This is a genomic window from Tenacibaculum aiptasiae (assembly GCF_965221665.1).
In the GTDB taxonomy this organism is placed as follows: Bacteria; Bacteroidota; Bacteroidia; order Flavobacteriales; family Flavobacteriaceae; genus Polaribacter; species Polaribacter aiptasiae.
Genome location: NZ_CBDCSN010000003.1, coordinates 388,174 through 413,004, shown reverse-complemented (window position 1 = coordinate 413,004; position 24,831 = coordinate 388,174). Strand labels below are relative to the sequence as shown.

Here is a 24,831-nt window from a genome sequence, read left to right as displayed (position 1 = left end):
CTATGCAAACAAACAACCTTTTACAAACCACATAAACGGGAAACTTGCCTACTAATAATTACCTTACACTTCCAATTCTGCTACTTCTTGTGTAGAAATTTGTTTGTTGGATTCAAACTGGTTAGAAGTATTTTTTGCTCCTCCAGCTTTTAAAGCCTTATCACCAGCAAAGAAAGTTTTATGGTCATCACCTAAATCAGACCCTGCCATTCTTTGATGCTTTACACAAGAAACTCCTTTTCTTATTTCTTTTCGTTGTACTTCTTTTACATAAGACAGCATGCCTTCTTCTCCAAAATACCCTTCAGTTAAATCGTTCATATGAAGTGCTGTAGTATGATATGTTGGCAAGGTTATTAAATGATGGAATACTCCTGCTTCTTTAGCTGCATCTGCTTGAAAAGTTTTAATTTTCTCATCGGCTCTTAAACATAATTCAGAACCGTCATATATAGCATCCATTAAATTATTCCTATCATACATAGACACATCTTCACCTTCTATAAGCATCGTATCGTAAACCTGATTACGGAAATTTAATGTCCAATTAAATGATGGTGAATTATTATAAACCAACTTGGCATTTGGCACTACTTCTTTTACTCTATTTACCATATGTGCTATTTGACTAACATTTGGCGTTGGTGTTTCAATCCATAATAAATCTGCACCATTCTTCAAACTAACAATACAATCCAACACAACTCTATCGATATTTGAACCTTCTTTGAATTTATATAATCCGTTAGACAATCTAACCGGACGCACTAACTTTCCATCTCTTTTAAGTAACACATCGTCTTCCTTTGCATTTTCAATAGCTATTTCTTCAACTTCAACAAATGCTAAGTATTGAGAAGCTAAGTCTCCTGGCTCCTGACTTACTGGTAATTTTTGCGTTAAACCAGCTCCTTCAGAATCTGTTCTAGCGACAATAATTCCATCTTCTACCCCTAACTCTAAAAATGCGTATCGAATAGCATTCAACTTAGCTATAAAATCTTCATGTGGTACTGTTACCTTTCCGTCCTGATGTCCACATTGTTTAGCATCAGAAACTTGATTTTCTATTTGAATAGCACAAGCTCCTGCTTGTATCATTTTTTTAGCCAATAAGTAAGTAGCCTCTTCATTACCAAAACCTGCATCAATATCAGCTATAATTGGCACTATATGTGTTTCAAAATTATCTATCTGATCTTGTACATCTTCCCCATTTTCCAATCGTTTAAATAAATCATTTAGTTCAACAGCATCTGCCTGTCTTAAAAAATCATAAATCTCTTTTATCAAAGCAGGCACCGCAGTTTTTTCATGCATTGACTGATCTGGCAACGGCCCAAATTCAGATCGCAATGCAGCCACCATCCACCCAGAAAGATACAAGTAACGTTTGCTTGTTGTTTTATGATGCTTTTTTACAGCAATCATTTTTTGTTGTGCAACAAATCCATGCCAACACCCTAACGATTGTGTATAATTTGATGTATTTACATCATATTCAGCCATATCTTTACGCATAATAGCAGCTGTATATTTTGCAATATCCAAACCTGTTTTAAATCGGTTTTGAGTCACCATTCTTGCTGCATTCTCTGGACTTATAGCATTCCAGTTGCTTCCAAACTTTTTCTTAAGGTTTTTAACTGTTTCTAAAGCTGAATTATAACTTCCTTGAGCTAAATTTTTCATAAATTTGTGTTGTTAAATAAGTTATTTAATTTTATTGATAGCTTACCCTATTAAATGTTGCCGCATTTAGTAGGGCTTTTTTTTATAAATATTTATATGCTGGTAAGGTTAAGAATTCTACAAAGTCTTCATTAAGAATTAAATCATCAAACAATTGGATAGCTGTATCAAATTTCCCTTGCTTATATCTTTCTTCTCCCACATACGTTTTAATCTTTTTAATTTCTTCTTTTTTATATTGTAAGTACATGTCTTTAGTAAATGTTCTTCCATCTTCTAATAACACATTTTTATGTAACCATTGCCAAACCTGAGTTCTTGATATCTCAGCTGTAGCAGCATCTTCCATTAAATTATACAGCGCTGCTGCTCCCTGTTGCATTAACCAAGATTCTATATATAAAATACCAACGTTTATATTTTCTCTAATTCCTTTTTCAGTAATTGTTCCTTCAGGTAAATCAACCAACGCTTGTTCAGTTATAGATATATCTTCTAACTTTTTATCTATTTGATTTGCTTTGGGCATATACTCATTAAAAACATCCATCGCTACTTTTACCAATCCTGGATGTGCAACCCAAGTTCCATCATGACCATTTTTTACTTCTTGCAACTTGTCATTATATACTTTTGAAAAAGCCAACTCATTAGCTTTATCGTCATTTTTAACTGGTATTTGTGCAGCCATTCCTCCCATAGCATGTACACCTCGTTTATGACATGTTTGGATTACTCTTAACGAATAAGCCTTCATGAAAGGACTACTCATAGTAACCTGAGCTCGGTTTGGTACTATAAACCCATTGTGATTTCTAAACTTTTTGATATATGAGAAAATATAATCCCAACGGCCACAGTTTAAACCAGCCATATGATCTTTCAACTCATAAATAATTTCATCTAATTGAAAACTAGCTGTAATGGTTTCTATCAATACAGTTGCTTTAATTGTTTTTTGAGAAATCCCAAGATAATCTTGCGCAAATACAAAAACATCATTCCACCAGCGAGCTTCTTCATAGTGTTCTAACTTCGGTAAATAAAAATAAGTAGCACTTCCTTGACCTAGTAAGTTTTTAATATTATGGAAAAAATACAATCCAAAATCTACTAAAGAACCCGACATCTCTTCTCCTTCTACAACAAAATGTTTTTCATTTAAATGCAACCCTCTAGGACGAACCAATAATGTAGCTACATTGTCATTTAATTTATACGTTTTATCCTTCTTTTCATTATAAAAGGAAATCGTTTTGTTTACTGCATCTCTTAAATTTACTTGCCCGTCTAAAATATTAGTAATTGTAGGAGAATTGCTATCTTCAAAATCAGCCATAAATGTCTTTGCGCCAGAATTCAATGCATTAATAATCATTTTTCTCTCAACTGGTCCAGTTATTTCTACCCTTCTATCTAGTAAATCTTTTGGCAATCGTTCACATACCCAATCATCCTCTCTTACTAATTTTGTTTCTTCTGGAAAACTTGGAAAGTTACCTGCATCAAAATATGCCTGTTCTATTTCTCTCTCTTCTAATAATTGAAGCCTTCTTTCATTAAATCTTTCATGAAGTTGAATTAAAAAAGCACTAGCTTCTTTAGTTAGAATGCTTTTATATTGAATAGCTTCAAAACCTTTAAATTGAATTTCTTTGATTAGAACATCTTGATTCATAATAACTTATTTTTAATTATTGACACTTCAATATTAAAAAAAAGAACTTAAAACAAAAAGCGAACGTTCGCTAAAAATGTATTTTTTACTGATTTTTATTAATTCGCTAATTTTTATACCTTTGAATTGCGAATCTTTTAATAAAACACTTTGGAAGAAGAATATATTAGACTTGTTTTTGGTTTAAAACTCAAACAAATACGTACTGATAAAAACCTATCACTCTTCGGATTAGCCAAATTAACGGGCTTATCTAAATCGTATTTAAATGAAATTGAAAAGGGAAAAAAGTACCCAAAAACAGATAAAATTGTAATACTTTCTGAAAAGTTAGAAGTTCCATATGATCATTTGGTTTCTTTAAAATTGGATAAAAACTTAGCTCCAATTGGTGAAATCTTACAGTCGAAAATTTTAAAAGAAATTCCGTTAGAGCTATTTGGCATTAAAGAAAACAATCTTATTGATATTGTTGCTAATGCACCTGCGAAAGTGAATGCTTTTATTAGCACTATTATAAAGATATCTCAAAACTATAATCTAACAAGAGAAAGCTTCTTTTTAGCTTCTTTACGTTCGTACCAAGAAGCGCATAATAATTATTTTGAGGATATTGAAAATAATGTTATTTCCTTTGCTAAATCTTATCATGTTGATTTAAGTAAACCTATAAAATCAAAAGAATTAGAAGATATTTTAATTCAAGAATACGGATATACCATTAATACTGAAGAACTTTCTAAACATCAGAAACTATCAGAATTAAGAAATATTTACATTCCAAAGAATAAAACATTACTTCTTTTTGATGATATTAGTGAAGCACAAAAAACATTTATTTACGCCAAAGAAATTGCTTACAATTATTTAAATATTGAAAATCGATTATACACCTTTCCTTGGATAAAATTTGAAAGTTTTGATCAGGTTTTAAATAATTTTATTGCTTCCTACTTTGCTGGGGCTCTTATTATTCCTAAAGAAAATCTAGTTAACAAACTAACTCATTTATTTTCTTTACAAGATTGGCAACCTATTCAATTGCATAAAATCATTAAAAGCTTTCATTGTTCTGATGAAACTTTTTACCAACGCTTAACGAATATATTACCCAAGCACTTTAACATAAAAAACCTATTCTTTTTACGTTTTACTCACAAGGAAAACTCATCCATATATAGGCTTTCAAAAGAGCTGCATATTACTCAGCAACAAACACCACATGCAAATCGTAATAACGAACACTATTGCAGAAGATGGGTTTCTTTAAAAACAATTGAAGACTTAGAAAAAAACGCTGATAAAAAGTCTAGTTACGGTATTCAAATATCATCTTATGAGAACTCTAAAAATGAGTACTTAGTTTTATCCGCTGCCACTTCCGACCCTTTTAAAGACAACATTAACAGAAGCGTGAGTATTGGTATGCTATTATCTCCACATCTAAAGAAAAAAATTCAATTCTTTAAAGAAGATACTTTTACCAAGAAAACTGTAGGTGTTACCTGTGAATCTTGTGGTGTGAAAAACTGTAAAGAACGGGTAGCTGAGCCACGAATTTTAAACAAACAATTAAGAAATTTAGAAATAGAAAAAACGGTAGAAAGCATCCTAGAATCATACAAGTAAACACCTTGTATTCTACCTTGATTTTCTTATTTTAGCAAACGCAAAACAAAAAACTTACAATGGATCTTAACTTCAATAAAAACGAAGACCACAATAAACTTTTAGCTTCAGACTTACGCCAACGCTTAGTAAAAGTAAAATTAGGTGGCGGACAAAAACGTATTGACAAACATCACGAAAAAGGAAAATTAACTGCGAGAGAACGTATTGATTTTCTTTTAGACAAAGACACTAAATCTATAGAAATTGGTGCCTTTGCAGGAGAAGGAATGTATGAAGAGCACGGAGGATGTCCTTCTGGTGGAGTTGTTGTTAAAATGGGATACGTAAGCGGTAAGCAATGTATCGTTGTTGCAAACGATGCTACTGTAAAAGCAGGTGCTTGGTTTCCTATTACAGGTAAGAAAAATTTAAGAGCTCAAGAAATTGCTATTGAGAACAAACTTCCTATTATTTACTTAGTAGATTCTGCGGGAGTATATTTACCAATGCAAGATGAAATTTTCCCAGACAAAGAACACTTTGGAAGAATTTTTAGAAACAATGCTGTAATGAGTAGCATGGGTATTACTCAGATTGCTGCTGTTATGGGAAGTTGTGTAGCTGGAGGAGCTTATTTGCCAATTATGAGTGATGAAGCTTTAATAGTAGATAAAACTGGAAGTATTTTCTTAGCTGGAAGTTACTTAGTAAAAGCTGCTATTGGTGAAACTATAGACAATGAAACTTTAGGTGGTGCAACTACGCACTGTGAAATCTCAGGTGTTACCGATTATAAAGCTAAGGACGATAAAGATGCCTTAACTACCATTAAAAACTTAATGGATAAAATTGGAGATTATGACAAAGCTGGTTTTAACCGTAAAGAGTCATTTCCTCCAAAAGAAAATGAAGATGATATTTTTGGAATTCTTCCAAGAGAAAGAAATGCTCAATATGATATGTTAGAAATTATCAAACGTTTGGTTGATAATTCTGAATTTGAGCAATATAAAGAAGGTTATGGACAAACCATTATTACTGGTTACGGTCGCATAGACGGTTGGGCTGTTGGTATTGTTGCAAACCAACGTACTTTAGTGAAAACTAAAAAAGGAGAAATGCAGTTTGGTGGTGTTATTTACAACGACTCTGCCGATAAAGCTACTCGTTTTATTGCCAACTGTAATCAGAAGAAAATTCCTTTAGTTTTCTTACAAGATGTTACTGGATTTATGGTAGGTTCTAAATCTGAACATGGTGGAATTATTAAAGATGGTGCCAAAATGGTAAATGCTGTGTCAAATTCTGTAGTTCCAAAATTTACCATTGTTATTGGTAATTCTTATGGTGCTGGTAACTACGCTATGTGTGGTAAAGCATACGACCCTAGATTAATTGCTGCTTGGCCAAGTGCTGAACTAGCTGTAATGAGTGGTAACTCTGCTGCTAAAGTATTATTACAAATTGAAACAGCTTCGTTAAAGAAACGTGGAGAAGAAATTACTCCAGAAAAAGAAGCTGAGTTATTTGATAAAATAAAATCACGTTACGATAACCAAATTTCTCCATACTATGCTGCAGCAAGAATATGGACAGATGCCGTTATCAATCCATTAGATACAAGAACCTGGATTTCTATGGGAATAGAAGCTGCAAACCACGCTCCTATTGAAAAACCTTTTAATTTAGGTGTTATTCAAGTATAATTTGCATACAACTAGTTATGAAAAAAAAGATTATATGGGCTATTCTAATAGCCCTTTTTAGTTTTATAGGATATCAAGCTTACATTTTTACCTTAGCTGATGAAGATAATATTAACCCTATTTATCTAATTCCTAAAAATGCAGCTATCGTTTTGGAAACTGAAAGACCTATTGATACTTGGGACGAAATAAGTTCGAGTGAAATTTGGAAACACTTTCAAACCAATTCTTATTTCAAAGAAGTAACTAAAGACATTAGCGGTTTTAATAAACTTTTTAAGGATCAGAAAGATGTAATTGATTTTATAGGCGAAAGAGATCTTTTAATATCTATTCATAGCTATAAACCTAAAAAATACGGTTTACTTTATGTAATCGATCTTCAAAAACTAGCCAAACTTCGCTTTTTAAAAAGTGCCATTCAAAAATTAGCAGATAGCAACTTTAAGGTTACTCAAAGAACCTACAAGGAGCATGAAATTATTGAGCTTTACAATAAAAGCAACAGAGAAACTCTTTATTTATCATTCATTAAAAATCAGTTGATTGCTTCTTATACACATGTACTAGTTGAGCAATCAATAAATCAATATTTAGAGCCAGTAATTGGTCGCGATTTGAACTTTGTTGAAATAAAGAAAGAAACTGGAAACGACGGTTTTTTTAATGTATATATTCAATATGAATACTTCGACCAGTACTTAGCTTGTTTTACAAACTCTTCAAACCTTAAAAGCTTTAAAAATGTACAAAATGCTTTATTTTACTCTGGTTTTGACATTTCTATCATGGAAGGAGTTACTTTGCAAGCACTTGGTTATACGAATGTAAATCAGACTTCTCAAACCTTTTTAAAAGCACTTCAAAATTCTGGAAAAGGTAAACGTAGTATTGCCAAAATTGCTCCAAGAAACACTTCCTTATACCTAAGTTTTTCTTTTGATAGTTTTGATGCTTTTCATACCAATTTAGAAGCTTTAGAAAAAGACAATGCTGCTACTTTTAAAACTTATACCAATCAAATTAAGAGTATTGAAGACCAGTTAGAGATCGATATTCAAAAACATATATATAGCTGGATTGGTAACGAAGTGGGATTATTACATTTCAATTCAGACTTATCTAAAAACAAAAAAGATATTGCTGCGGTTATAAAAGCTGATGATATTGATGATGCAAAAGAAAATTTAGATTTCATTCTTTTAAAAATTAAAGAAAATACGCCTTTAAAGTTTAAGCAAATTAACTACAAAGGCTACCCTATTCACTTTTTTGACTTAAAAGGATTCTTTAAAATGTTGGCAGGAAAAACTTTTGCTAAAATGGAAAAACCATATTTTACCATTATTGATGATTTTGTGGTATTTAGTACAAGTCCTAATACCTTAAAAGAGATTATTAACAATCATTTGGTTGAATACACTTTAGCGGAATCTGAGAGATTTGAAGAATTTAATTATCATTTTGAAAATAAATCGAGTGTTTTTGCCTATGCTGAAACTGCAAATTCATACAACGATTTATTGAGTTTATTAGACTATAAAACTCAGCAGCAACTTAGAAAAAACAAAAAGTATTTTAATTCATTTTCGCAGGTTGGTATTCAGTTAATTTCTAAAGGTGACTTGTTTGAAAGTAATATTACGCTTTCATATCAATCAGAAGAAGAATTATCCAATCATCAAAACAAAGAAACTGCTTTAAAGGAAGAATTATATAAAAAGCTAATACCTGAAAAAGATTCAGTTATTGTAGAAACTGCAGAAACTATTTTTAATATTCAAGCAATTCATCCATCAGATTTAAGCGCAAAAGAATACAAAGAGTATTACGATGATAAGCAATTAAAATTTGAAGTTGAATTGGATGATGGTGTTTTAGACGGTAGCTTTAAACTATATTATTCTAGCGGTAATTTAAAACTGAAAGGACAGTTTAAAAACGGAAAAAAGACAGGTACTTGGCGTGCCTATAGTGACAAAGAAGGAAAACAAATTTTCAAAAAAAGATTTTAATTGTAAATATTTAACGCAATAGTTACATTTGCCATTGCGTAAACATAATTTTTAAGAAATGGGAAGAGCATTTGAATTTAGGAAAGCGAGAAAAATGAAACGTTGGTCTGCTATGGCTAAAACTTTTACCAGAATTGGTAAAGACATTGTAATGGCAGTAAAAGAAGGAGGTCCAAACCCTGAAACAAACTCTCGTTTACGTGTTGTAATACAAAATGCGAAGGCTGCAAACATGCCTAAGGATAATGTACAACGCGCTATTAAAAAAGCATCTGATAAAGATACAGCTAACTATAAGGAAGTTTTATTTGAAGGATATGCACCACATGGAATTGCTGTTTTAGTAGAAACTGCAACAAACAACAATAACAGAACTGTAGCAAACGTAAGAGCTGCTTTTAATAAATGTAATGGTAACTTAGGAACTTCAGGTTCTGTTGCTTTTATGTTTGACCATGTAGTAAACTTTAAAGTAAAAGAGGATACTTTAGGAATGGATTTAGAAGAGTTTGAAATGGAGATGATTGACTTTGAAGTGGAAGAAGTTTTTGCTGATGAGGAAGATAGCTCTGTTATGCTATATGCTCCATTTGGTCAGTTTGGTTCTATTCAGAAATACTTAGAAGAAAACAATATTGAGATTCTTTCTTCAGAATTTGAAAGAATCCCTACAACTACTACTGCTATTTCTGACGAGCAAAAAGAAGATGTAAACAAACTTTTAGAGCGTTTAGAAGAAGATGATGATGTAAATACTGTTTACCACTCAATGCAAGAGTAAACTCAACAATATCAATAAAATCAACTATAACCCTCTATTTTACTAGAGGGTTTTGTTTTTTATATTTGTTTATAATTGTTTATTTTTATTGAAAAAATGAACCAATAACTTATAGCTATTTTAGAAAGCGCTTTTGTGAGTGCTAACCCTTATAAATATAGAAATACTTGTCCTTTGTTGCACTTTAGCTTTCATTTCTAAACAATGTTCACGAATAGAAAAATGTTTGTCGAATCCTTTAAACTCTAAAAAAGCTTCGTCTATTGAATAGATTTCAATACCTAGAGTATACAACTATAAATATTCATTACTCGTTGACTCAAATCCCCATGCAACGGAAAGTTAGAACTGAATACATTTACATTGTTTTCTTTAAAAATTTGTTTGAATTGATATGCAGAAGCTCCCATTGGAACACCTAATTTTTTAGCCTCACTTGAACGTGCAATTACACACCCATCATTATTAGATAAAACCACTACTGGCTTACCTATTAAATCTAGACGAAAGAGTCTTTCACAAGACGAATAAAAGTTATTACAAGCTACCCAATGCAAACATATTGCAAAGTTAGCTTTTATAGCTATAGGTTTTAAAAGTGTTGATAAACTAGATTATACAAGAGGGTTTTAACCTACATAAAAACAGGGTAAAACCTTACTTTTAGTATGGTTTTCCATAGAGTTAAGTTTTATTTTTCAATTACATTCGAATGATTAAAAACTCTAAAAGAAAATGAAATATCAAATAGTTAAATATATTTTTTTGGATACAATTAGTTGTGCATAATGCGAGAACCAAAATAGTAATAAATTAAAATTTAGAAATAATGAACAATGAACAAACAAAATTATTAGCAAAAGTAGTAGCTAAAGCTTGGACTGACGAAGACTTTAAAGCAAAGCTTAAAACTAATCCTAAAACTGTGCTTTCAGAGGAAATATCCGATATCAATCCTGATGTTCAAGTAGTATTACACGAGAACACACCAAATCAATTGAACTTTGTCCTACCTGCAAAACCTGACCTTGTTGGACTTTCAACAGACGAAATTATTGCAAGAGCATCTCAAATAATTTCTGTCCAATTAGAAATGTTTGACATTATGTAAGTATGACAAGAGTAGATAAATTTGACTTAGAATGGCTTATTGGTAAAGACTTCAGTAAAGAAAAGTTTTTATCTGACTATTTTGAGAAACAGCCTTTACACATTAAAAAGGCTGTTTCTCTAAAATTTGACATCAAAAGGTTCGAAGAAATTCTTTGGCGTTTTGAAAATGAACTAGGAGATAGATTAAGAGTAAATAAAGGAGGGAATCCAACTATTGTCCCTTACTTAAAACTAGGAGCAGAATTATGCCATTGGGCAATAGAACGCTATGCAGAAGGAAATACATTAATTTTGAATGGGCTTCACGAATTAGATACCGATTTAGCTAAAATCAGCTCAAATCTTCAATTAGATTTTGGTCGCAAAGCTTCTGTTAATGGATTTTTAACCCCACCATCTTCACAAGGCTTTCAAGAGCATTTTGATTCTCACGATGTTTTCCTGTTCCAAACTTCTGGCAAGAAACACTGGAAAATTTATGACTCGGAAGTTTATCTTCCTCTACCAAGACAACAAAGACACGTTGATTTTGATAATTCTTCTAAGCCTATTATAGATGTTGTATTAGAAAAAGGAGACATTCTTTACATTCCAAGAGGTTTTGTTCATTCAGGTTCAACTAACTCAAAGGATTATTCCCTTCATTTAACAATTGGAGTTAGACCAACCTTAAACTTAGATATTGTAACTTCATTAATGGAGGAAATAGCAATTAAAGAACCAAAACTTAGAGAATCACTTCTTTTAAATAATAGAGAAGATATTATTGAAGTTATTCAAAGAAATTTGAACTCAATCAACTTATGGAAAAAAGCCACTAACCGACATAAAATTAATTCCATTGGAGAAGCTCGCTCAGGTGTTATTAATAGGGTAAACAGTTTAGCTAAAATTGAAAACATCAACATTAAAACATCTTTTAGAAAGGGAAAAACTACAAACTTTGAAATCGTAGATTTTGACGATAAAATAGGTTTAGTATTTTCAATAGGTAAATCCAGAGATAAAAACAATGAATTAAATCCTGCATCGGTTTTATTTCCTGGTTCAAACTATGGAATTTTAAACTTGATACGTAAAACAGATAGACCTATTTCGTTAGAAGAAATTTCTAAAAACTATGATATTGATGAATGCAAAAAGCTTTTTAAAATACTTGTAAGAAGAGGATTTTTAGAAATAGTCGATTGAAAAGTATAAAAAACACTATGCACAACATTGTATCAAAATAATAGCAATTTAATCGCTAAAACGAAAGTAACAACCGAATAGTAAGAGCATAAAATCCTCTATTATTCTTATACAATACCGTTACCCAAAAGCTAAAAAAATGAACGAATTAAGGAAATACTTTAAAGGAAATATTATAACCCCAATGGGAAGGCCATATATTCTAGTGGTTGGAACTGAAGATAATAGTGATTTATCTTGTGAAAAATATATATTCTATGAAAAATTAAACAATTCTATTGAATATTGGGGGGAAATTATAAATGCACCAAATTTAAAAGATAAATTAAATGGGATTGAAAACTTTATTGACAATTATGGTGTAGAACATTGTAAAGACAAAATTTGGTTAAAAACTTATTCTGAAATGAATGAAAAAACAAGGGATTTAAGACTTATAAATATCGATTTGAGAAATGTCTCAGAAGTTTCTTTCCTATCCAACTTAAGAGATAAAGACGATTCTGTTCTTGACTGGATATTTAACAGTACCAAATCACAACAACTTAAAGGAATGATTAAATTTGTAACTGGAATTAACATTAATAAAACTCCTTTTAACTAAACATTATACTTTTAAATAGAGATAATTTCTCTTCTAAAACTATAGGAATTATGATACAATTTGTAAAAATAAATGTAGGCTTTAAGGAATTATAAAATCACTTTTATTTACATTGCATTTTATAAAGTTGGAAAAAATAAACGGAACTTATTTTATTGAAAGTTCCACATATCCAACCAAATTGGACGAATATAAGGAACAAAGTTCCGCATATAAACAAGTTGTACAACATATGAGAAAAACGATATTCATATTAATTTTAATGATTTTTACTTCAGTAATTAATGCTCAAGAAAATAAACTTTTGAAAGAATTAAATCATGTGGAAAGAGTTGATAATCAGGTTTCTTATATTATGAAACTTCCGATTAAAAATCTAAAGAACAACAGTTCAATTTTAAATTTAAAAAAGAAACTCAACTCTGAATTAAATACTATCTATTCCTGTGTAATTTCCTTTGTGAATAGTAAAGATTTAAAACTAACAGATAAAGAAATAGACGAATTAAAAAAACGGACTGAAAAAATATCATCTGAATTTTATAAGGCAAAAAAGTTTGTGTTATTAAAAACTTCGGGAGGAATTGCTCCAGTTTACGGAGTTGGAATGGACACTATTGCAGAAAAAAAAGTTGTCATTGTTCATTTAGGAGGTGATTGCAGTATTGATGAAACTGATTTGAAACGGGAAGAAATCACATCAGTTTTTAATAAAAAAATGGAGCTATTAATGAATAAATAAATACGTTGTACAACAATGGCTATAAGTAATTGTTTGTTCTCGCCTACTTCTGAAAATCCTCGCGAATTTTCAGTTTAGTGCATACTTGCAGAGTTAAGTGCTAACTCACGCAACTACTCATAGCCGAGACCGTTAACTATAGTTAATTTAGAGTTCTTTTACTATTCTACAAGGATTGCCAAAGGCTAAAACATTATCAGGAATATTTTTAGTAACTACGCTACCAGCACCAATAGTAACATTATTCCCAATGGTAACACCTGGTAAAATTACAGAATTACCTCCAATCCAAACATTATCTCCTATAGTAACTGGTTTAGAAAAAGTTATGTAACGAGAATGATGTTCATTTTCTAATAATATTCTATCAGATGCTTTTATTGGATGGCTAGCTGTGTATATTTGGACATACGGAGCAATTAATCCATTTTTTCCAATCGTAATTTTGTTGTTATCTAAAAATATACAATTAGTATTAATAAATGTATTTTTTCCTATCGAAATGTTTTCTCCATAATCACAAAAAAAAGGTGCCTCAATCCAAACATCCGTTCCTTTAAATTCGAAAAGTTCTGATAAGATTTGTGTTCGTTCTAGAGTTAATTCAGAATCTAAATTATTATACTTTTTTAATAAGTTTCTAGCTTTATAATATATTTTAATTAACTCAGGATCTCTTGAGTTATAGTATTTACCATTAAGCATTTTTTCTTTTTCAGTCATTATTTATCTACTTAGAAATACGTAGGGGTATATAAGCTGTAAAATATAAACTATTTAATTTAAATGATAAGTTCCATATATTCTTTCCAACTTTATAAAATGCAATATAAATAAAGCTGATGTAACAACTCTTTAAAATTTCCTTTTACCTTTACAAATTCTAACATAATTCATATAGTTTTTAACTTCAAACATTTTTTTGTAAAACGAGAATAAGTCTCAATTAAGAGACTTATTAGTTGTTTAATTTACTAATTATTAGCATCAAATTTTATTCAATTCATAAAAGTTCCAGTTTGGTGCTTTTCTTTTTATTTGAGGTTTAAACAATATCTCCGTGACCACAATTATGTCAATGAACTTTTCAGTTTTAAAGATCTGAAAACCTACAGTTTTATTTTGTTTTTATTATTTTTACTACATGGAAAATTGCTACGAACAACTTAATACTGAATTTGTAGAAACTAGAAAAGTTTCTTTTTTAACTAAATTAGTTTCGACACCCTTATCTCTTACTTTAATTTCTACACCTTTGGTTGAAATAATACCTGGTTTTCAATATATCTACAACATGTATTATCTATGTAATTATGGTTTTGGTTCTACCGTCATAGGCTATTGCTATTCAAACTGTTTTCCTTTTTTCTAAAACCTACTTATAATTTGTATTTTACCTACATGTTTTGCTTATCAATTTTTGGAACTATTTTGTTTATGGACGGAATATTAAAAGCAAATAAATTAACTATAAACTCTTAAAAACCTGAATTAGAACGAATTACTAAAATGGTTTTAGGTATACTACTAGTATTAATTAGCCAAATCCTCCTTTAATTCTACAGTTTAATTTTGTTTTATTTATTTTTGGTTAATGAAAAAGATATTCTTTACCCTTTACCCTATTTTTTTATTTTGCCTTGAATTTTTTATCTTCCTTAGTTTGAGTATTCCAAAGTTTAACGCATACATATTATTTTATACAAATTGGGTTATTTTCTTTTGCTCAATCTTTCTAATTATTTCCATTCTAAATTCAATAAAATCTTATCAAATTAATTTCAAGATAGGATTAGTATTAAATTTACTAAGCTGTATTATTTCATTATTTTTACCAATACTTCTTTTTTTAGGAGTGTTATAGCATATTCACTAATTCTCCATAACTACAGTTATTTAATTAGTTATTTCTAAAATTTTGGACATAAAAAAACACCTTAAATAAGGTGTTTTCAGTAAGCTAAATATTGATTTTAATTTATTTTTCTGACACTTTTACTATCTACTCGTTAGAATGATTTTTTTTGTTTTCCATTAATAAAGAATCTTTTTTTGTTCCAAATTTTAATCTATTGTTAAATTCCAATTTCATTTCTTTTAATTGAGTTTCCATTGTATCTATTTTAAGTTTTAACTCTTTAGACTCCTTGTCAAAGGCTGAATTACTAATGTTTTTTACTTTGGAAATGTAAAATGACCCTAAACTAATAGCTATAGCAATAATTGCTATCCAAAATTTAATTATATCTTTTATACGGGTATTAATTCGCTTAAGATATTTTTTATTCGTAAATGCAGTCATTCCTAAAGGTCGTACATAAAGACCAATAACTTGGTTAGCATCATGATATTTAATCTCATCTGAAGAATATAGCTCAGAAGTTATCGAATGCAACTGATCTTCATTACAGTTCAGTTCTTCTAACAAAATTTTAAATGGAACTCCCAATGTATCAAAACCATTTTTCTTTAACTCTACATTTTTTCTTTGCTTAGTTAATAACTCCAATAGTTTATGTCTCTTTCTATCTAAATTCATTTAACCTTTTTTTATTAAAGGTATCAAAATTATTACTTACTACAATATGTCAATGAACTTTTCAGTTTTCAGGGTTTGAGAACCTACAGTTTTATTTATTTCGATTTTACTAGTTTTAATACATGCTTAGAAACCTTGATTATATTTTTCGTGATTTTGAATTTTTCATTGGAGCAATCGTTGTTGCTTTTATTTGGGTCTATGGCCTTAAACTTTTGAATTACATTAAAAAAAATCACAATCGTTTCTAACTACAGTTTTTTTGTTATTAATCTTACTCGTATTTTTATAGTATGAAACCAAAATTTTCATTGAAGAAACATTACCCTTCCATATTAGGAGGGGCATTAGGTATTGTACTAGTAATTTGTTTTATGCTAATTATATTTTATACCCCTTGGTATATCCATATATTGATTGTTTTGCTTGTTATCTTTTTCTTCTTATACTCAGTTACTAAGGATTAACTACTGTTTATTTAAGTCAGATTCTTTGCTTCGCTTGATATATTCTATGTCAGAATCTCCACCAAAACATATTTCTATATATTCTGATAATCCAGATTCTAATAACCAATTTTGAAATTTCATTCTAGCTTCTTCTGCTTCCTTATCGATTGACCATCCTTCTTTGCTTCCATCTGGAGCAATAAAAAAGGAATAATAAGAATTAACTAAACCTTTAATTATTAAAGATATACATTTCTCGCTAAATTCAACATCAATTTCATTTTTAAAAATCTCAATTGCTTTCGCATGTACCTTTTCAATATCTCCTTTGTTCCAATCGGTAACTATAACCGCATTATGTTTTGTATACCCCATTTTCTACAATTATTTTAATATTGGTTTTTAAATTTTGACATAAAAAAATCAACACTTATTAGGTGTTGATCTGTGTTAAGTAATATTAAAGAATTATTTAATTTTTATTATCTAATAATTTTTTTACTAATATTTTTAACTCATTAATTTCTTTAACTTGTTTTTCTAAAACCTTTATTTTCTTTTATAGGTACTAGTTTCTGCTGTACTATTGTTTGTTTCTGTATAAGTAAAAGTATTATTATTGTTTGAAAATAATACTTTATTTATACGCTCAATTGTTGTCCCTTTGGTAGTAATTCCATAATTACCTCCACCTTTATTTTTCCATGTAGAACTTCCAGTATCATCAACTTTACAAACATTATTAATTAGATCGTAGGAAGTAAAAGTTAAATTTCCATTTTCCAGAATATTTACTGTATTATTTTTTAAACAATCACTTACTTCTTGATTATTTATAGAAAATAAATACCAAGTTCCAATGAATGGATCTAAACTATCTTCATCATTTGAAGAACAAGAAATTAAACTGAATAATGCAATAGATAAGAATAATATTTTTTTCATAGTTTAAAATTTAATTTCTCACGAAAATAGCTTTTTAAAACAATACATAAAAAAGAATATCAAATTAATTAAAGACTTTACAAATTCTAGTAAATAATTAATATTATTCTTAATACAAATGTTTTATTAATATAAAGATAGTTCCAAATATTGATCCAATTAAAAATGCTCTATAAGCATTCAATTTTACAAATAAAACAACAAGCTTTGAATTTTTTTTCTGCTTCAAAAATTTCCGAAAGAAAAGTATAAATATTAGAATATGATTCCATCCAATAATCAGTAACATTTATCCTTATTTATTTCTTAAAGCCTGTTAAAATCAAATTAAAATTTTGTTAATCAAATAATTAACACGTAACATCTTTTTTAAATCCTCGTCCTTTATATACAACCATAAAATATATTTAGTATGAAAACCAAGAGCATAATCATAAAGAAAATAAAAAGAACAATTAAAGAATCTAAAAGGGAAATATGGAATAAAAAGAGAAATTACAATCATAAATTTAGAATAGCATTTTACTGTTAAAACAGAAATTTAAAAGTTCTTTCTTAAAATCCCCTTATTAATTTAATCTTATCAAAACATTTAATATTTTAAGCAAGCATCTTCTTACTCTTATTTTATTGTATTCTTATATTTTTTTAGGGTAAAACTATTCTCACTCGTTTTATATATACAAAAACAACTTTAGGGGTAAAGCAATTTTTGTTTAATGAAGAAAAGCTTCACCAAGAGCTTTTCTTTTTATTATATATCTTCTCATTAAAATTATTTTAGTATAATTTATTTAAACTTTTAAAATAAAAAACACCTTATAAAAAGGCGTTTAAAAGGTTATGTTATATATGGTATTTATTTTAGAGAATAAATATACGCTTCAATTTCTTCTTCCGTATCTTTTAATATTACTTTAGTTCTTATTCGTTGGTATGCTTTTCCTTCAAATTTATCTAACTCTCCCCAACTATCTTCTAATTTATTTGAATAAAATACATATCCTTCAACCTTTTCAACTTTATTTTCAAGTCGTATTCCCGGAAAACCTACTTCTGCTCCCCAACCTTCTTTGAATAATTCCCCCCAAACATATCCGTTTTTCCAAGTTCCTCCTATGTTTTTTAATATATGCTCATTGGGTCTTTCAGGTCCTAAAGTTCCATATACAAATAGTTTTTCCATTTAAATATTCTTTTTAATATGCCTTTTATTATTCTTTATCGTTTACGACTTTTTATCATAGAAGTTAATGAATGCATTTATACTTCTTTATAAGCATCATGCTAAAGTAGAAAATTATTTACTATAATTTATCTGAATGAAATTATCAGTTTTGAAAATTTAAGCCCTTAAAGCATTAAAAATGTTAATTTTAGTTAAACAAGGTAAAGCCTTACTTTTATTACGGTTTTTTACACTTTTTTTTATTCTATAGTTTATATGTTTAGGAAACTTTTAAATTATATATTATGTTAGAAAAATTTAAGAATCTAGGAAAGCCAATTAGCAAACAAGAGCAGAAAAACATTAAAGGTAGCTGGTTACCAGAAGGATACTGTGAAGATTTTGACTCTCATGTTAGCTTTAATCCTAATTGTGATACAGATAGAGATGGTCGTGATTGCCGTTTCCCTTTCTACGTTAATAGTTTTGGTAGATGCACACTTTAATATAATTAACTTTATTAGATAAAAATAAATAACGGGAATTATGAAATTCTCGTTATTTATTTTTATCTAATATATATCTTACTGCTTAAATTTGAGAAACTTAAAAATTAAATTATGTTAAAGAACATTTCTAACTTAGGTACTATCCTAAACAAAACTGAACAAAGATCAATTAATGGAGGAGAATTAGGAATTTGCGATGTATGTAAATCTAATGAATTACCTTGTACTCCAGACAATAATTGTTGTTATTGTCGATAATAAATATTAATAACTTATTAAATCAAAGCGAACTTCGGTTCGTTTTTTTTATAATACTCTTCGTAATACTATTATTTAATTTTTATTAACTTTATAAGATGAAATGGCCGAAGAAATACAAAGATTATTATGAGTACTATAAAAATAAAGAACCATTTCCGGCTTCTGCTGGTATTGTTTTTATAGCAATTTGTGCCATAGCATATTTAATTTATAAATGGTTGAGTTAATATTAATTATACTATTCTAACAGATTTTGATACTAGATCATTCAAAAAAGACCTGTATAAAGATCAAAAATAGACTCATCAAAATTAATCTACTTAAAAAAACATCTTATAAAGGAATTTAATGATATAAATACAGTTTACCATTCTATACAAGAATAAACCAAGTATATCAATCTATTTTAAAAAAAGAGAGTTTTTTCTAACCTTTTACCTACTTTTTAATCTTTTCAATTAGGGATTTTGATTTTTCAATTGTTATTTATATAAAAGCTTCTGAATATGAAAAAATTAAAATCTTTATTATTACATGTAATTTCTATAATTAAAAAATTAATTACGTATCCAAAATTATTACGCCTCAATAATATTGCTAAACAGCATACTGAGTCTTTTAATTATCATTTTAGTATTGTAGATAAAACTACTGATGAATTATTAAAAAACAAGCATCAAAAACTCTTAGTTGAACACTTAAAAAATCTAGAAAAAGTGAATAAAAGAATATCATTACTTGAGTCCTTTTAATTCTTTTTATAGTTTTTTACACTTAAAAATTTTTGAGACTACTAAATCGCTTTATTACAAGTTAGAAAACTCTCTTTTTTGAGAGTTTTTATTTTTTATGAACTCTTTTTTTTTAAAAAAACACCTTTTTCTTTTACTTATATTCTCAATATTACTGTTTTTAATTAATTTATTTTGTTAAATTTGAGTATGAACACATTCTATTTTAAGCATTCTAATTTAAGAGAATTTATAGAAACCGCTTCTTTGTTTTCTAAAAAATCTGACCTTATTATTTCCACTATTATTCAAAAAAATGGTTTATATAAAGTAGAATTAGAAAATAGACTTAATTTAAACGATGATGTTGTAGATGAGTTCATTAAATTTATTGATGATAATACTTCTTTTGAAATACTTTAACGAGATCTAATTAATATATGATTATTTGAAAAGGCAAAAACAAACTCTCCCCTACATAACAAACTGCATATTAAAGGTGCAACCTTACTTATTTTACGGTTTTACTTGAATTTATTTACTTCTAAAAACATAATTTTAAGAAACTTTAAAATTTAAATTATGTTAAAGAACATTTCAGTATTAGGTAAAACTTTAAAAAAATCAGAACAAAAATCAATTAATGGTGGAAATGAGCAAGGACATTGTCCTCCTGGTTATTGTTTAAATTATAGCGGTGGTTGTACTGATCTTGCTACTGCATTTTTCGATGATTGTGCTAACTAATTTTATAAGTCCTCTTTTTTGAGGGCTTTTTTATATAAGTTTGCTAAGTCTTTATCCCACTACACTACTAATATTTTATTTTTTACACTATACATTTACACTTCATCTCTTTTCTTACAACTAACAATATTCTAATTTTGGACTATTGTGTTGTGGGGACGACACTTGATGTAGATGAAAGGAGTTCGGGAAAGAGGCTCCTTTTTTCTACTGTTTTTTTATTTCTAATCTTTTCAAATTATTCTTTAATAAAATATTATAGATTATGTTACCATTAATCATAATTATCTAATTTATCTTTTCCTTTTTCAATCAGATGTTAATTTTAGCTAAGTAAGGTATTTCCTTACTTTAAGTACGGTTAAATTTTATTTACTTATTTTTTTAATTCTTAAGTTTGAGAAATTTAAAATTTATATTATGTTAAAGAACATTTCAAACCTAGGTAAAACCTTAAACAAATTTGAACAACAATCTATTAATGGAGGAAATAATGACTGTCACTTATTACCTACTACCCCTTGTAATGAAGGATTTTATAGAGATGAAAATTGTATTTGCGTTCCTGGTGGTCCATTCTAAATAAACAGTTTAAGTAAAAAGCGGACTTCGGTTCGCTTTTATATATATTACAGTTTTACTAACTGTAATTATTAGGTAGTAATAAGGATATAGTTTTAATTATATTCGGCCCCCGAAAGATATAAACTACAGAATCTTTTTTACATCAAAATTTACCATCGAAATCAAAATTTGATGCTTTATAGCTTAATCGAAACATTTTATTGGTAGATATGAATTCCCCTTAAATACCTTTACTTCTTATTTATAAGATTTATTCGATTATTATAAATCTCCTATAAACGTCAGTAAACTGCTCCCCTGCATACTTTGCTAGTTTTGCATTTTTGAAACAAAGGCGAGAACCTACATCTGAAAACGTTACCCAACGACAATTGTCATCATAACGAAAAACTGAAGAACTCATTTTAAACGATGGGTAATATTTATGCTCATTAGAATTACTCCAATCTGGCTCCCATTCTTCATTCAAAGATTTACATAATAATTCAGCTATATACTGATATTTTAAATGCTCTGGAGCATTCTCAAACATTCTTTCAAGATCTTCTTGAGCAATATAATTATCATCCAAAACATCTTTAACAGTTTTAATACGTTCATTTACTTTTTTAGGCTTTGCTTCAAATTTTGGCTTAACCTCAAATTTAATTTCTCCTGTTTTCTTGTCAAAACTTTTTACTTTAAATCCTTTTGGGATTTCAATTTTAAATGTTTCCATATTTCTGTTTTTACTATTAATACTTCATGTAAAATAGTTATCAACAGTTTAATATGAAATTTTATGAAGCCTAAGAAATGTCAATTTCTCTATTTCTAACCTTTTTTTTCATACAATCAATCATTAATATATACTACATAAATAACATTTCAAACCACCAAAACACCTACCAAACTATAAATCAGCAACTTAATCAAAACATATCTCTTTTATAAAAACTCAACACTTCAATTTTTACGGTAAAACCTTACTTTTTTTACGGTTTTTCATTAAATCGTTTATTTAATTATAATTATGTTTGCAGCCGTTTAAGAGACGTCTTAAACACTTTTTCATAGCAATTTTCCCACTCAATCCTTGAGTGGGTTCTTTTTTTATTTATACTACATCTCTTTTTTTTAATTTTTATTATAAAAAATCAATAGTCATTAAATAATCAATGTAATTCATTTTTAACAGATTATATTCAATTTACCAATACCATGGCTTCATAACTTATGCTTTAAAGCGTAAAAATTCACTTTTTAAGTATATTCGCCATACACTAACATTTCATTTAAATTGAATAAAAATGAAAAAAGGATATTTAGCAATTAGTTACTCCAATAGAAAATTATTTGATAAAGAAGTTAAAAACTTAATCGAATTATGTTTTATAAACAATATTGAATTATTATCATTTGTTGATAAATATAATTTCAAAGAAAATGAAGAAAAAGAAATGATGAAAACAGCTTTTAATGAGATAGATAAATCAGACTTTTTAATTGCGGAATTAACCACTAAATCAATTGGAGTAGGAATTGAAATTGGATATGCAAAAGCAAAAGAGAAACCTATTATTTATTTACGTAAAAAAGGTTCTGAATATTCAACAACAGCTTCTGGGAGTTCTACTCATAATATTGAGTATGAAAATGAAAACAACTTAATAGAGCAAATGAAAAATGTATTGAAACAAATACATTAAAACCTATCTACCAACCATTACAAATAATAGTGGTTTAAACATCTAGATAAGGAATTATGTTGAAAAGCTAATTAATAGTACCTAGATACCTAACTATACATTAAATCATAAATTAAAATTCACCTACTTAATTACTAGAATAATAAATGAATAAGACTAAAATTTATTTAATACACGGATATACTGCATCCAAAAACTCAAATTGGTTTCCTTCTTTTAAGAAAGAACTACAAAATGAAAATATAGATGTTATTATTCTTGAAATGCCAAATTCTAAAAACCCTCAATTTGAAGAATGGATTAATCATATGGAAGAAACAATAACAGGTGACAATGAAAATACTATATATATAGGACATAGCTTGGGATGCGTAGCAGTATTAAATTATTTAAATATTAATAAAAAAAATGCTGTTAAAGGGCTTTTTCTTATCTCTGGTTTTGTTGACGAAACCCCTATTCCTGAATTAGAGCAATTTATTCAACCTAAATTAGATTATGAATACATTACTAATCTAACTGAAAATAGAATAGCAATATCTGCAAAAAATGATGATATCATCCCTTACGAATACTCTAAAAGAATGGCTAATAAATTAAATGCAAAATTCATCTTACTAGATAAAGGCAAACATTTTATTGATAGAGATAATTTTCTTGATTTTCCATTTTTGGTTAATGAAGTAAAAAAATTAGTAGATTAAAAATAATTATTAAGATTATTTTCAATTCTTTGGAAAGAAATTAACTATACCCGGAAAGAGATACTGTATTTATCATAAAATGAAAATTATTTTAGGGTATCTAATTTCAATTTTTATAAAAATGTTTAAAAACATATCAAATCTTGGTACAGTACTCACAAAAAAAGAACAACAATCTATTAGAGGAGCATTAGGTCAATTTAACAATGGATCAATAGGAATAGCTAATGATGACACAAAGCAACCTTTAACTGGTGATGCTTGCTCTTTAAGCAATTTATGTCCAACTGGACAATTATGTATATGTGATGATGATGCTTGTACATCTGGGTCTTGTGTTAATACATAATTAATTACTAAAAAGTCCCTTGATACAAAAAACTTAAAAAGATTTAATTCTTAAAAGCACATTTAAAGTAGAACCTTATTTTAGGTTCTACTTTTTTAATGTAAAAAGAATTTAAGGGAAAAACTCTACTTACTTGTTTTCGCTATTTCTTTAATTAGATCTAACATTTCTTCTCTCTTCTCTGGCTTTGTGTTTTTAAAAGTAAACTTAGCTAAATCTAATAAACTAGATTTTAAACTTACTTCTTCTGATTTAATATATCTCATCAATAAAAACATAGCAGCAACTATACAAAATGAAGAGACAAATGTTACAAAAAAATATACTGCCAAACTATAGTCTTGAAACTGTTTAAAAATCCAATATAAAATAAATAGTTTGGTAGATAAGTATACAAATGCTATTATTAAGCTACCCCAAAAAAATATTTTATTCTTTTTAACAGAAACAAAATTAACTACTAAAAAAACAACAAATAACGAGAATAGAATATCTACAATATTCCTTCCTAATCTTTCCCAGAAATAATGAGAAGAATCAAATCCAAAAACCTTTTGATTATTAGTTTCAACTTTTAACTTATCAAAAGCGACTTTCTTTTTAGCATATGCCTTTTTATAATTACTATATACTTCTGTATTTTTCGCATAGTTTTTTACTTCTTTTAAGGCAATAGTATTTTCTTTCTTAGCTTTATTAAATGCAATATTAGCTTCTTTATATGAATTTGAAACTGTATCAATAAATTTATAAGAATAAGAAAATCCTACTAAAACAATAGGAAAACAAATAAAAAATAAGATATGACTAATCCTCGTCCATGTCTTGTTCTTCAACCCCGTCTCCATCTTCTGTAGTTGTACCTCCTTTGTTGGTTTGTTGTAATTCTGTTGTTCCATTTTCTGGCACTAGTTTTTTATTATCCGTACAAGAAATAAAACCTAAAACAAAAATTAGCACTACTACTTTTAATAATGATTTCATATTTATAAAGTTTAAAAAATTAGCTTTAAAAATACGTTT

Annotated in this window: 30 protein-coding genes; 18 read left to right on the top strand and 12 right to left on the bottom strand. The window is 28.2% G+C overall.

Annotated features, from left to right (window positions below; all coding sequences use genetic code 11):
• Positions 1–63: 63 nt before the first annotated feature.
• Complete coding sequence (locus ACOQN8_RS13640; protein ID WP_420553094.1) at positions 64–1,692, bottom strand: isocitrate lyase; 1,629 nt, start codon at positions 1,690–1,692, stop codon at positions 64–66.
• 82 nt (positions 1,693–1,774) lie between these two features.
• The gene (aceB, locus tag ACOQN8_RS13635) at positions 1,775–3,370 is read right to left on the bottom strand and encodes a malate synthase A (protein ID WP_420553093.1); all 1,596 of its coding nucleotides are present in this window, start codon (positions 3,368–3,370) and stop codon (positions 1,775–1,777) included.
• A 150-nt stretch (positions 3,371–3,520) separates the two neighbouring features.
• Here aceB and ACOQN8_RS13630 point away from each other — a divergent pair, with 150 nt between their 5' ends.
• Genes ACOQN8_RS13630 through ACOQN8_RS13615 form a run of 4 tightly spaced genes read left to right on the top strand, consistent with a single transcriptional unit; the run spans position 3,521 to position 9,483 of the window.
• A complete protein-coding gene (locus tag ACOQN8_RS13630) occupies positions 3,521–4,999 on the top strand; it encodes a helix-turn-helix domain-containing protein (RefSeq protein WP_235273829.1) in 1,479 nt (492 codons plus the stop codon).
• Between the two features lie 59 nt (positions 5,000–5,058).
• The gene (locus ACOQN8_RS13625) at positions 5,059–6,687 is read left to right on the top strand and encodes an acyl-CoA carboxylase subunit beta (protein WP_150898983.1); all 1,629 of its coding nucleotides are present in this window, start codon (positions 5,059–5,061) and stop codon (positions 6,685–6,687) included.
• A gap of 17 nt (positions 6,688–6,704) precedes the next feature.
• Entirely contained in the window at positions 6,705–8,702 is a 1,998-nt protein-coding gene (locus ACOQN8_RS13620) for a DUF3352 domain-containing protein (protein ID WP_420553092.1), read from the top strand.
• A 58-nt stretch (positions 8,703–8,760) separates the two neighbouring features.
• Positions 8,761–9,483 (top strand): YebC/PmpR family DNA-binding transcriptional regulator, encoded by a 723-nt coding sequence (locus ACOQN8_RS13615; protein WP_272148881.1) that lies wholly within the window; start codon positions 8,761–8,763, stop codon positions 9,481–9,483.
• Between the two features lie 120 nt (positions 9,484–9,603).
• On the opposite strand, the gene ACOQN8_RS13610 is transcribed toward ACOQN8_RS13615, so the two are convergent.
• On the bottom strand, positions 9,604–9,777 hold the full coding sequence (locus tag ACOQN8_RS13610; RefSeq protein ID WP_420553091.1) for a Y-family DNA polymerase: 174 nt from the start codon (positions 9,775–9,777) through the stop codon (positions 9,604–9,606).
• A complete protein-coding gene (locus ACOQN8_RS13605; RefSeq protein ID WP_420553090.1) occupies positions 9,765–10,040 on the bottom strand; it encodes a Y-family DNA polymerase in 276 nt (91 codons plus the stop codon). Before ACOQN8_RS13605 ends, ACOQN8_RS13610 begins: the two co-directional genes overlap by 13 nt.
• A 272-nt stretch (positions 10,041–10,312) precedes the next feature.
• On the opposite strand from ACOQN8_RS13605, the gene ACOQN8_RS13600 reads away from it, so the two are divergent.
• The 4 genes from ACOQN8_RS13600 (at position 10,313) to ACOQN8_RS13585 (ending at position 13,133) form a co-directional block, all read left to right on the top strand.
• Positions 10,313–10,594 carry an NHLP leader peptide family RiPP precursor gene (locus ACOQN8_RS13600; RefSeq protein WP_420553089.1) on the top strand — a complete coding sequence of 94 codons (282 nt, stop codon included), beginning with the start codon at positions 10,313–10,315 and terminating at the stop codon, positions 10,592–10,594.
• Positions 10,595–10,596: 2 nt separating this feature from the next.
• Complete coding sequence (locus tag ACOQN8_RS13595) at positions 10,597–11,787, top strand: cupin domain-containing protein (protein ID WP_420553088.1); 1,191 nt, start codon at positions 10,597–10,599, stop codon at positions 11,785–11,787.
• Between the two features lie 139 nt (positions 11,788–11,926).
• On the top strand, positions 11,927–12,391 hold the full coding sequence (locus tag ACOQN8_RS13590) for a hypothetical protein (protein ID WP_420553087.1): 465 nt from the start codon (positions 11,927–11,929) through the stop codon (positions 12,389–12,391).
• 127 nt (positions 12,392–12,518) lie between these two features.
• On the top strand, positions 12,519–13,133 hold the full coding sequence (locus tag ACOQN8_RS13585; RefSeq protein WP_420553086.1) for a hypothetical protein: 615 nt from the start codon (positions 12,519–12,521) through the stop codon (positions 13,131–13,133).
• A gap of 147 nt (positions 13,134–13,280) precedes the next feature.
• Here the strand turns inward: ACOQN8_RS13585 and ACOQN8_RS13580 are convergent, their stop codons facing one another.
• From ACOQN8_RS13580 to ACOQN8_RS13560, 5 genes are all read right to left on the bottom strand, one after another.
• Positions 13,281–13,856: a sugar O-acetyltransferase gene (locus tag ACOQN8_RS13580; RefSeq protein WP_420553085.1), complete on the bottom strand. Its 576-nt coding sequence runs from the start codon at positions 13,854–13,856 to the stop codon at positions 13,281–13,283.
• 1,279 nt (positions 13,857–15,135) lie between these two features.
• Positions 15,136–15,672, bottom strand: a complete 537-nt coding sequence (locus ACOQN8_RS13575; RefSeq protein ID WP_420553084.1) for a hypothetical protein — start codon at positions 15,670–15,672, stop codon at positions 15,136–15,138.
• A 467-nt stretch (positions 15,673–16,139) separates the two neighbouring features.
• Complete coding sequence (locus ACOQN8_RS13570; protein WP_420553083.1) at positions 16,140–16,496, bottom strand: hypothetical protein; 357 nt, start codon at positions 16,494–16,496, stop codon at positions 16,140–16,142.
• A gap of 174 nt (positions 16,497–16,670) precedes the next feature.
• Positions 16,671–17,066 carry a lipocalin family protein gene (locus tag ACOQN8_RS13565; RefSeq protein ID WP_420553082.1) on the bottom strand — a complete coding sequence of 132 codons (396 nt, stop codon included), beginning with the start codon at positions 17,064–17,066 and terminating at the stop codon, positions 16,671–16,673.
• Between the two features lie 859 nt (positions 17,067–17,925).
• On the bottom strand, positions 17,926–18,252 hold the full coding sequence (locus ACOQN8_RS13560) for a gamma-glutamylcyclotransferase (protein WP_420553081.1): 327 nt from the start codon (positions 18,250–18,252) through the stop codon (positions 17,926–17,928).
• A gap of 287 nt (positions 18,253–18,539) precedes the next feature.
• Here ACOQN8_RS13560 and ACOQN8_RS13555 point away from each other — a divergent pair, with 287 nt between their 5' ends.
• The 7 genes from ACOQN8_RS13555 (at position 18,540) to ACOQN8_RS13525 (ending at position 21,064) form a co-directional block, all read left to right on the top strand.
• Positions 18,540–18,740 (top strand): hypothetical protein, encoded by a 201-nt coding sequence (locus tag ACOQN8_RS13555; protein ID WP_420553080.1) that lies wholly within the window; start codon positions 18,540–18,542, stop codon positions 18,738–18,740.
• A gap of 114 nt (positions 18,741–18,854) precedes the next feature.
• On the top strand, positions 18,855–19,001 hold the full coding sequence (locus tag ACOQN8_RS13550; RefSeq protein ID WP_272148866.1) for a hypothetical protein: 147 nt from the start codon (positions 18,855–18,857) through the stop codon (positions 18,999–19,001).
• Between the two features lie 98 nt (positions 19,002–19,099).
• Positions 19,100–19,231 carry a hypothetical protein gene (locus tag ACOQN8_RS13545; protein ID WP_272148865.1) on the top strand — a complete coding sequence of 44 codons (132 nt, stop codon included), beginning with the start codon at positions 19,100–19,102 and terminating at the stop codon, positions 19,229–19,231.
• Between the two features lie 279 nt (positions 19,232–19,510).
• Positions 19,511–19,756 carry a hypothetical protein gene (locus ACOQN8_RS13540; protein WP_272148864.1) on the top strand — a complete coding sequence of 82 codons (246 nt, stop codon included), beginning with the start codon at positions 19,511–19,513 and terminating at the stop codon, positions 19,754–19,756.
• 189 nt (positions 19,757–19,945) lie between these two features.
• Positions 19,946–20,158 (top strand): hypothetical protein, encoded by a 213-nt coding sequence (locus tag ACOQN8_RS13535; RefSeq protein WP_272148863.1) that lies wholly within the window; start codon positions 19,946–19,948, stop codon positions 20,156–20,158.
• 159 nt (positions 20,159–20,317) lie between these two features.
• Positions 20,318–20,482 (top strand): hypothetical protein, encoded by a 165-nt coding sequence (locus ACOQN8_RS13530; RefSeq protein WP_272148861.1) that lies wholly within the window; start codon positions 20,318–20,320, stop codon positions 20,480–20,482.
• A 420-nt stretch (positions 20,483–20,902) separates the two neighbouring features.
• The gene (locus ACOQN8_RS13525; protein ID WP_272148860.1) at positions 20,903–21,064 is read left to right on the top strand and encodes a hypothetical protein; all 162 of its coding nucleotides are present in this window, start codon (positions 20,903–20,905) and stop codon (positions 21,062–21,064) included.
• 253 nt (positions 21,065–21,317) lie between these two features.
• Here ACOQN8_RS13525 and ACOQN8_RS13520 read toward each other — a convergent pair whose 3' ends face one another.
• Positions 21,318–21,785: a hypothetical protein gene (locus tag ACOQN8_RS13520; protein WP_420553079.1), complete on the bottom strand. Its 468-nt coding sequence runs from the start codon at positions 21,783–21,785 to the stop codon at positions 21,318–21,320.
• A gap of 571 nt (positions 21,786–22,356) precedes the next feature.
• Here ACOQN8_RS13520 and ACOQN8_RS13515 point away from each other — a divergent pair.
• From ACOQN8_RS13515 to ACOQN8_RS13505, 3 genes are all read left to right on the top strand, one after another.
• The gene (locus ACOQN8_RS13515) at positions 22,357–22,755 is read left to right on the top strand and encodes a nucleoside 2-deoxyribosyltransferase (RefSeq protein ID WP_420553078.1); all 399 of its coding nucleotides are present in this window, start codon (positions 22,357–22,359) and stop codon (positions 22,753–22,755) included.
• A 146-nt stretch (positions 22,756–22,901) separates the two neighbouring features.
• The gene (locus ACOQN8_RS13510; RefSeq protein WP_420553077.1) at positions 22,902–23,459 is read left to right on the top strand and encodes an RBBP9/YdeN family alpha/beta hydrolase; all 558 of its coding nucleotides are present in this window, start codon (positions 22,902–22,904) and stop codon (positions 23,457–23,459) included.
• A gap of 121 nt (positions 23,460–23,580) precedes the next feature.
• The gene (locus tag ACOQN8_RS13505) at positions 23,581–23,808 is read left to right on the top strand and encodes a hypothetical protein (protein ID WP_420553076.1); all 228 of its coding nucleotides are present in this window, start codon (positions 23,581–23,583) and stop codon (positions 23,806–23,808) included.
• A gap of 125 nt (positions 23,809–23,933) precedes the next feature.
• On the opposite strand, the gene ACOQN8_RS13500 is transcribed toward ACOQN8_RS13505, so the two are convergent.
• A complete protein-coding gene (locus ACOQN8_RS13500; protein ID WP_420553075.1) occupies positions 23,934–24,644 on the bottom strand; it encodes a hypothetical protein in 711 nt (236 codons plus the stop codon).
• Positions 24,616–24,792 (bottom strand): hypothetical protein, encoded by a 177-nt coding sequence (locus tag ACOQN8_RS13495; RefSeq protein WP_272148854.1) that lies wholly within the window; start codon positions 24,790–24,792, stop codon positions 24,616–24,618. Before ACOQN8_RS13495 ends, ACOQN8_RS13500 begins: the two co-directional genes overlap by 29 nt.
• Positions 24,793–24,831 lie beyond the last annotated feature (39 nt).